Genomic DNA, 7954 nt, shown 5'->3' on the forward strand with positions numbered 1-7954 from the left:
TCAGGCTTCGGGTGCAAGCGTTCCGATCCGGTGGGCATTCGCCATCACACTGAATGTAATTGTCGTCGCGGGGATAGTCGGCAGGACAGAGGCATCAACGACGTGAATGCGCGTCGCGCCATGCGGGCGCCCCAGCACATCGCTTTCACCCGGGCCCGGGTCATCCGACATCGGCAGATCACCTCCGACATGAAAACTGGCCCCCGGTGCCCCGAACCGCGCTGCAAAAGACAGGCTGGTCAGACCAAGCCCCCGCAAGGCCCGGCCATAGCGCGCAAGCGCGGCGCGCATTGTCTCGGCGGTTGCGGGGTTTTCGTTCAGTTCCGGGCGTAACCGCCCATCCTCTGCCAGACGCAAGGCTATTTCATGCGAATGATCGGAATGCAGGAAAACCTGCGCCACGATCAGACGTCGGGCCAGCGCCTCAAGCAGCGGCCCGCTGCCGGGTATCCGGCGGCCATAGTTCTGTTTCAGATCGCGGGCATAGTATTCATTCCAGGTATAGATCTGCGCGTGAACCAGTTGCCGCGACACGGTCGGGTCATCCAGTTCGGCAAAAAGCTGCGGCAGCGTCTGATAGGGCAAAACATCGGGCCGCCTGGGTGCCCGCCAGCGGTGCAGCATCGGCAGAAAGGCCTGCTGGCTGTCTTTCAACACCAGCTCCTTGCCCCGCAAGCCGGGTGACGCCAACAGGATACGCGCGCTTTCCAGCACCCCGGCGGCCAGAAACACCCGGTTTCCGCGGACATCGCTGCCATCTGCCAGAGTGACGACAACATCGTCGCCTTCCTCGCGGACCTGCCGCACCACGTGATCCGCGCGGTAAGTAAAGCCCGGCTCTGCCTGCAGTGTTGTACGCGCCTGCCGAGCCGACCAGATCAACGACCACGGGCACCCGTGCAGACACAATCCACAGGTCTGACATCCCGGTCCAACCGCCTGACGCGCAAGACCGACATGCATTCCCACCCCCTGCAATGCCTTCGCCTTCTGCCTGGACCGGGCCAGCAGCATCTCGGCCTGCGCGGTTGGCGGAATGGGAGTTCGACCTGTCATATCGCAGGCGGGAAAGAGGTCTTGCAGCCCATCTTTTTGCCCGGACACAGGCATTATGTCCGCCACCGCGCTGTAATGTGGGGCAAGATCATCGGTCGTTATGGGCCAGTCGTCGATATCCGCCTGCCGATACGGCAAAACCGCAGCGCCCCAGACATTGGACAGCCCGCCCGCCGCCCGCGACGCGCGCAAAGCAAACCAATCCGCCCCTTCCGCCAGTGTACGCGCAGATGAGGCCAGCGCATAACCTGTCCCATAGCGCCACACCTCGCCCTCCGGGGCCTGAAACTGAGGCTCCATCCAGGCTGTACGCGCCTCGGCACTCCAGTCTTCGGCGCGGGTTCGGGACATCTGCTGCACCCGGTCCGTGACCCCGGGCCCTGATTCCACCCCGACATCCAGCATCGTGACGTTTCGCCCCCGCGCCAGCAAGGCCCGGGCGACGGAAACCCCGGCAGGCCCGGACCCTATGACAAGATCGCTCACTGCGCCTTTACTGCCCGGACCAGAACCAGCATTTCATAGTTGGGATCATGGGTGGACAGTTCTTCGGGCGCAATTTCACTGGCCCCAAGGCCGTGCAGGTTGCAGATGCAGGTAAAGACGTTGCCAACGGTCGACACCTCGACATTCTCTGCCGGGAAGACCGCCCGGAACAGGCGGCGCTTGGACTGGCTGGTGAAATGCCAGTATTCGCCCCAGTCATCCACGCCTTCGCGCCGCGCCACACGGGTCATCCCATGCGAGGTGCACAGCACCACGCCACCGGGTTTCAGAATGCGTTCCAGCGTTGCAATCGCCTTGTCGACCTCAAAGATCATCTGAAGGGTCTGGGTGATGATGATGCAGTCGAAACTGTTGTCGGGAATATGCGGCGCATCGGTGATATCCGCCACGATGGTCGCTTGTGGATTGCCCTCGACATAGCTCAGTACATCCGCCTGCGTGACCCGGTCACCGCCGAATTTCTTCGTATAGGCCGGATCGCCGAATTCCAGAACCCGGCCACGGATATCGTCGCTGTGGTTTTGCAGGAATTCTTCCATGTAATGGCGTTCGATGGTCAGCAGGTCGCGATCCTGCCCGAACACGGCACTGATCGGCGACAATCGCCGTAAGCCGCCGAAATCGACCGACCCAACCGGCACCGACTGAAGATTGTGCAACCGTTGTTGTTTACGGATCCATTTGCGCAGCCGGTCCGGCAGCAGCACGGTCGCGGTGTCGCGCACCAGCTTTTCAACTCTTTGTCCCGGTGTCATCGTGTTTGGCTCTTCATGCGTAGGCTTTGGCGCGTTTCTCGGCCATGATATCGGCGATGATATCATCCAGCGTGCGCGCCGGGCTGAACCCGGTGAACCGCCGCAGCTTGGACACATCGGGCAGACGGCGGGCCATGTCTTCGAACCCTTCGGGATAGACCTCTTCGTAAGGCACCAGCCGGATTTCCGAGGTTGAGCCCGTCATCGCGATGACCTTTTCGGCCAGCCCCCGGATCGTCACTTCCTGTTCACCACCGATATTGAAGACCTGCCCCCGGGCTTCGGGGACATCGAGCAGACGCACAAGCGCCTCGATCACATCGGCCACATGGCTGAAACAGCGCGATTGCTCGCCGGTGCCATGAACCTGAATGGGCTGATCCGTCAGCGCCGCTTCGATGAAGTTCGGAACAACCATGCCATAACGCCCGGTCTGGCGCGGACCGGTCGTGTTGAAAAAGCGCAGGACGATCACCGGTAGATCAACCTCGCGCGCATAGGCCAGTGCCATGAACTCATCCAGCGTTTTGGCGCAGGCATAAGACCAGCGCAGAATGCTTGTGGCGCCAATCGTTAGGTCGTCATCCTCGTTGAACGGGAACTTCGATGCCTTGCCGTAGACCTCGGAACTGGAGGCGATGAAGACCAGGGGCTTGTGGCGCAGGGCCGCGCGCAACACGTTCTGCGTGCCGTCCACATTGGTCGCAATCGACTGGCTGGGCTGATCCATGATCAGCTTGACCCCGACCGCGGCGGCCATGTGAAACACCGCGTCAGCAGCCCCGACCAGTTCCTCGACCAATGTGGCATCCAGAACGCTGCCTTCGACAAAACGAAAGGCGGAATGATCCTGAACGGAAGACAGGTTTTGCAGCGATCCGGTGGACAGGTCATCCAGCACCGTCACCTCATGCCCATTGCCAATCAGGCGCTCGGCCAGATGTGATCCGATAAAACCGGCCCCGCCCGTGATCAAAATTTGCATGAAAAACCCTCGTACCAACAGAATCCACTCTAATGCCACAGGCTTAGCATAGGGATCGGTGGCCACCAAATGGTAGATACCGCTATGGTGCGCTGACAGGCCGGGCCTGCACAGTTTTGGAAAAAGGGCTGAATTGTTGCACAACGCATTAAGAATGTTGAACCTGCGGACATGACCGAAAAACACGTGGACCCCCGCCCCGGCGACGGGCTTGCAGGCCAGCGCGTGGTCGTGACCGGCGCCACCGGCTTTATCGGCCGGCGCCTGATCGATGCGCTGCTGAAACTGGGATGTGACGTGACCGCCTTGCTGCGCACACGCCACGGGGCTGCCACGTTGGAACAGGCCGGAGCAAAGGCACTGGTTTGCCCGCTGCACCCTGGCCCGGCTCTGACGCAGGCGCTGGACGGTGCGGCGGCTCTGTTTCATCTGGCTTATGATTTCCGGGCCTCCGGCGCGGACAACCTTGCAGCCTTCGACGCGCTTGCCAAAGCCGCCGAAGACGGGTCTTGCAACCGTATCGTGCATCTGAGTTCCGCCGTGGTCTATGACAGCTGGCCCAACGGGCCGATCACCGAACGCAACCCGATCACGCCGGAAGATGTGCAAAGCTATCGCGGTGCCAAAATTGCGATGGAACAGAGACTGTTGCAGGGGAAATGCGACGCCGCCATCTTGCAGCCGACCATCGTCTATGGGCCCGGCAGTGCACTTTGGACCAACGGGCCATTGGCGATGATGCGCAGGGGCGGCATCATCCTGCCCGACCCGCCCGGACAATGCCCGGCCGTGCATGTCGATGACGTGGTACAGGCCGCCCTGCGCGCGGCCTCATCACCCCGGACCGGGGTCGAGCGATACCTGATCAGCGGACCGGACACGCTGGGGTGGAAGACGTTTTTCGAAGGCTATGCCCGCCTTGCCAGATGCGGAGAGGTGCGGATTGATCCGGCTGCGAACCCGGCCCCGCCCCCGTCGCCCAATGGCAATGCGCCCGCAGGCCCCTCTCTGGCGGGGCAGCTCAGCGCGCATCTGCGCCGCCTTGTCGGGCGCCGCCGGGTCGAGGCCGCCGCAGACTGGGCACGGTCCGTTCAGGCCCGGCTGGCAAAACCCCGGCCCGTGATGCCTGACATGGCGGGACGCAGACTTTTTGCCGGTCAGCCAGAGGTTTCAACCCGATATGCACAGGATCAGATCGGGTATGTGCCTCGTGTTTCCTTCGACGAATGGATCGAGCATATGCGAAAACAATCGGCACGCTGATTCAAGACTGCCTTGTTTTTGGAAACACCCATTCCGGGTCTTTGCCGGGAACGACAAATTAGTTGGCTTCGTTCCCGATCTGTCCTATCCGATGAAGAGAGAAGGTTTCCAATCTGCTAAGCTAATTTTAATTCAGTGTGACTTTGTACGATCAGGATAGATTATGAACTACGAAACCTCGCACCATCAGTCCCTCAAGCAGCTTATCGCGGCGCGCGATGCGCGGGTTGCCGTGGTCGGGCTGGGCTATGTTGGCCTGCCGCTGGCGCTGACGGCTTATGATGAAGGGTTTGATACCACCGGCGTTGATCTCAACCCCGACCGGGTGGCGCGGATCAATCAGGGGGGTCAGGTCATCTCGTATCTGGCACCGGATCGGATCGCACACGCGGTGGAGAGTGGGCGCTTTCGCGCAACGCAGGACGCCGCAGCACTGGCCGAGGCCGATATCATCCTGATCTGTGTGCCGACCCCGCTGACCGACGCACAAGATCCCGACATGCGTTTTGTCGCCGCCGCCGCGCAGACCATCGCACAGCATCTGCGCCCCGGTCAGATGGTGGTGCTGGAAAGCAGCGTCTGGCCCGGCGCCACGACCACGCTGGTTCAGCCGATCCTCGAAGCGGGCGGTTTGCGGGCAGGTTCCGATTTCTTTTTGGCCTTCTCGCCCGAGCGCGAAGACCCCGGCAATGACAAGTTCGACACGCACAGTATCCCCAAGGTGGTCGGCGCCGACGATCCGCTGTCGCGGCAACTGGTCGAGGATTTCTATCGCGCCATCGTCACCAGCGCCGTACCGGTCAGTTCGGCCGCCACGGCCGAAGCGGTGAAGCTGGTCGAAAACAGCTTTCGCACCGTCAATATCGCGCTGGTCAATGAATTGAAGACCGCGCTTGAAGCAATGGACGTGGATGTCTGGGAAGTGATCGAGGCTGCGGCGACCAAGCCGTTCGGCTTTATGCCCTTCTATCCCGGTCCTGGAATTGGTGGGGCCTGCATCCCGGTGTCTCCGGCCTATCTGGCCTGGCGCGCCGCGGATGCAGGATCTGATACGCCGCTGATCAATCTGGCCCGCGCCAGCAATGACGCGGTGCCGGAAATGCTGGCGGCACGGATGGCGGCGGAACTGGCCGCGCGCAACGGGTCTGCATTGGCGGAAACCGGGCACCCCCTGACCGGACAGCGCATTCTGCTGATGGGCATCGCCTATAAGCGCGATGTCGAGGATACCCGCCGCAGCCCGGCGCTGGTGCTGCTGGACGAGCTGGAAAAGCTGGGGGCCGAGATTGACTATCACGATCCGTATTTCCCCCGCCTGCCCGAAGGTGGCGAATACCCGCAGCTTGCGGGCCGGACATCCCAGCCACTGACGGCGGACAACCTGAAACGCTATGCGGCGGTGGCCGTAATCACCGATCACAGCGCCCCGGATTATGGTCTGGTCGCGCGCGAGGCCGCGCTGGTCTTTGACACGCGCAACGTCTTTGAAAAGCAGGGGATCAGGGTGGCAGACGGGCGCTTGGTCAAGATGTGACCGTCTTGTGGTCGGCGGGGGTGTCTATACCTTCGGAACACTCGGTGGGATTGCGCATTCCGACGGCAAATCACTCCAGGTAATTCAATTGATAAACCGCAAAGCGCGAAGAAACATAGGCTGTCCCGCTCTCGGGATCGATGACGATATCGCGCAGCCAGGGCCCAAGCCTGTAACGCCGCAGAGATTTTCGAGTCTTCAGATCAACCACGTCAACCTGGTTCGTCAATATACTTCCGACCAAAAGCAGGTCACGCTCTGCATCCAATGCCAACCCGCGCGCGCCAAATACAGTGGGAAAGCTGTTCTTTGATGCCAAAGTGGTCGTATCAAAGACCTGAATACGCGCGTGCACCGGCGAGGTCACCAGCAATTCTTCTCGTGAAACGTCAACCGTAGATCGGTCACTGCGGTCGTCCGAAGGACTGCTGGCGAGCAGCTCTCCATTCCTCAGGTTGAAAGCATGTACGCCTTCATCACGGAAGAAAAAATTCACATACATAATTGGTTTAAGAGGATGGGTGATCAGATTTCCGGGATCCACGTCCAGTGTCAACTTGCGCGCCAGGCTATTGGCATCGAATATTTGCACCGAGTCTATATCTTCCGCCCGTTCTGCGGCTTCGGACGCTGCAATAAGAACGTTTTCCGAAGAATTGTAACCCATAATAATTTCCCCAGGGGGCAACGTTCCCAACGCACGGTCGGACACGATCTTGCGGCTTTCAACATCCACTAAAACCAACTTCTCAGCAGCCCGATTGGCGAAAGATATTTGCCTGCGGCCAGGGTCAAAAACACAGAATTGAGTTTTGTCGGTTATGATCCCCGTATCGCTTACCTCTTGAGTTTCGGGGAGCAGCACCAGCAACGTATTTGTCCCGTTTCCGCATAAAAAAAGCTGACCTGAAACAGGATCAAACACCATCGAAGTTATATCGTACTTTGTGTAAATTCCGAAACGCGGGCCGAAAATGACTTTGGCCTGAGGGGACATAAACAGGTTTTGTCCAATTTCTGCCAACCTCGGAAAAGGAAAAAAAACAACGATGAGAGCAGAGGCGACAACAACACCAGGAATGTAGCGTCCAAAACCGGGCTCTTTGCGTGGTGCATCTGAACCAAGCTTGCATCTTATCCAAAGATAGTAGGGGCGCGGAAACAATATTTCGGCCAGACCAACCGCGCAGATCATCACTGCATCAATTAATCTGGCGGACACCGGCTTACGAAGATATTGCGCCCAGAACACCCCGGAATTCGCAATCAAAACCCCACCGCTGACAACGCCAAGCACAACTGCGTCACGTCCCGTCCATGGATACAACGCCCAGCTGACGCCCGCCACGACAAGGACAAACAACGCAAGTGACCTGATGCGTTTTGGTAAGAAACGGGAAAGCAGGAAGATCACAGCACCCAAAGCCAGGACAATCAATACAAACAGCAGAGCTCTTTCCCAAACGGTTGAAATGCCCCCGATTAAACGCAGCATGAAACCTAAACTACCAGTCGTAGTCTCCAGAAAATCCACGAGAGCGTCTCGGAATATGAGAACCCCTAAAAAAATCAGCAGAGGTAAAGCCAAGCGAATGAAGACATACGAGTTCTTCATGGCTTTGTTTGCTTTAAGTCTTTCATTTTGATTCCTCCTTCGAGCGTATTACCGACCCTTAACGCCAAATGACCCCTGACACATGTGGTTCACAAATGCGCGCAATAGGGGGGCGTAGCAGACTAAAAAGCGGCTATCACTGAGCGTCGAATCCAAGCTGCCTTCAACGATCCAAATCGGACGTCTGCGCCCTTCCTGGTAAAGCTAATCCGGATACTCCCCTATTTCCCAAAAAAAAA

The 7954-nt window shown here is 59.1% G+C and carries 6 protein-coding genes; 2 read left to right on the forward strand and 4 right to left on the reverse strand.

Annotation, left to right across the window (positions count from 1 at the left end):
- Genes I9185_RS20640 through I9185_RS19490 form a run of 3 tightly spaced genes read right to left on the reverse strand, consistent with a single transcriptional unit; the run spans position 1 to position 3303 of the window.
- Positions 1–1542, reverse strand: coding sequence for a GMC oxidoreductase (locus tag I9185_RS20640; RefSeq protein ID WP_210093875.1), 1542 nt, complete (start codon positions 1540–1542; stop codon positions 1–3).
- Positions 1539–2318, reverse strand: coding sequence for a methyltransferase domain-containing protein (locus tag I9185_RS19485; protein ID WP_170347056.1), 780 nt, complete (start codon positions 2316–2318; stop codon positions 1539–1541). Before I9185_RS19485 ends, I9185_RS20640 begins: the two co-directional genes overlap by 4 nt.
- Before the next feature lie 13 nt (positions 2319–2331).
- On the reverse strand, positions 2332–3303 hold the full coding sequence (locus I9185_RS19490; RefSeq protein ID WP_171725045.1) for an NAD-dependent epimerase/dehydratase family protein: 972 nt from the start codon (positions 3301–3303) through the stop codon (positions 2332–2334).
- Positions 3304–3474: 171 nt separating this feature from the next.
- Between I9185_RS19490 and I9185_RS19495 the strand changes: the two genes are divergently transcribed.
- Together I9185_RS19495 and I9185_RS19500 are read left to right on the forward strand one after the other, a co-directional pair.
- Entirely contained in the window at positions 3475–4566 is a 1092-nt protein-coding gene (locus I9185_RS19495) for an NAD-dependent epimerase/dehydratase family protein (protein ID WP_209835477.1), read from the forward strand.
- A 163-nt stretch (positions 4567–4729) separates the two neighbouring features.
- Positions 4730–6100 (forward strand): nucleotide sugar dehydrogenase, encoded by a 1371-nt coding sequence (locus I9185_RS19500; protein ID WP_210093876.1) that lies wholly within the window; start codon positions 4730–4732, stop codon positions 6098–6100.
- 70 nt (positions 6101–6170) lie between these two features.
- Here I9185_RS19500 and I9185_RS19505 read toward each other — a convergent pair whose 3' ends face one another.
- A complete protein-coding gene (locus I9185_RS19505; protein ID WP_171637957.1) occupies positions 6171–7715 on the reverse strand; it encodes a hypothetical protein in 1545 nt (514 codons plus the stop codon).
- Positions 7716–7954: the final 239 nt, after the last annotated feature.

The sequence above is a fragment of the Ruegeria sp. HKCCSP346 genome (assembly GCF_017872595.1).
GTDB lineage: Bacteria > Pseudomonadota > Alphaproteobacteria > Rhodobacterales > Rhodobacteraceae > Ruegeria.

Coding starts and splice junctions, on each gene's coding strand:
- I9185_RS19485 (WP_170347056.1), bottom strand. CDS start 2,318: ATGACACCGGGACAAAGAGTTGAAAAGCTGGTGCGCGACACCGCGACC.
- I9185_RS19490 (WP_171725045.1), bottom strand. CDS start 3,303: ATGCAAATTTTGATCACGGGCGGGGCCGGTTTTATCGGATCACATCTG.
- I9185_RS19495 (WP_209835477.1), top strand. CDS start 3,475: ATGACCGAAAAACACGTGGACCCCCGCCCCGGCGACGGGCTTGCAGGC.
- I9185_RS19500 (WP_210093876.1), top strand. CDS start 4,730: ATGAACTACGAAACCTCGCACCATCAGTCCCTCAAGCAGCTTATCGCG.
- I9185_RS19505 (WP_171637957.1), bottom strand. CDS start 7,715: ATGAAGAACTCGTATGTCTTCATTCGCTTGGCTTTACCTCTGCTGATT.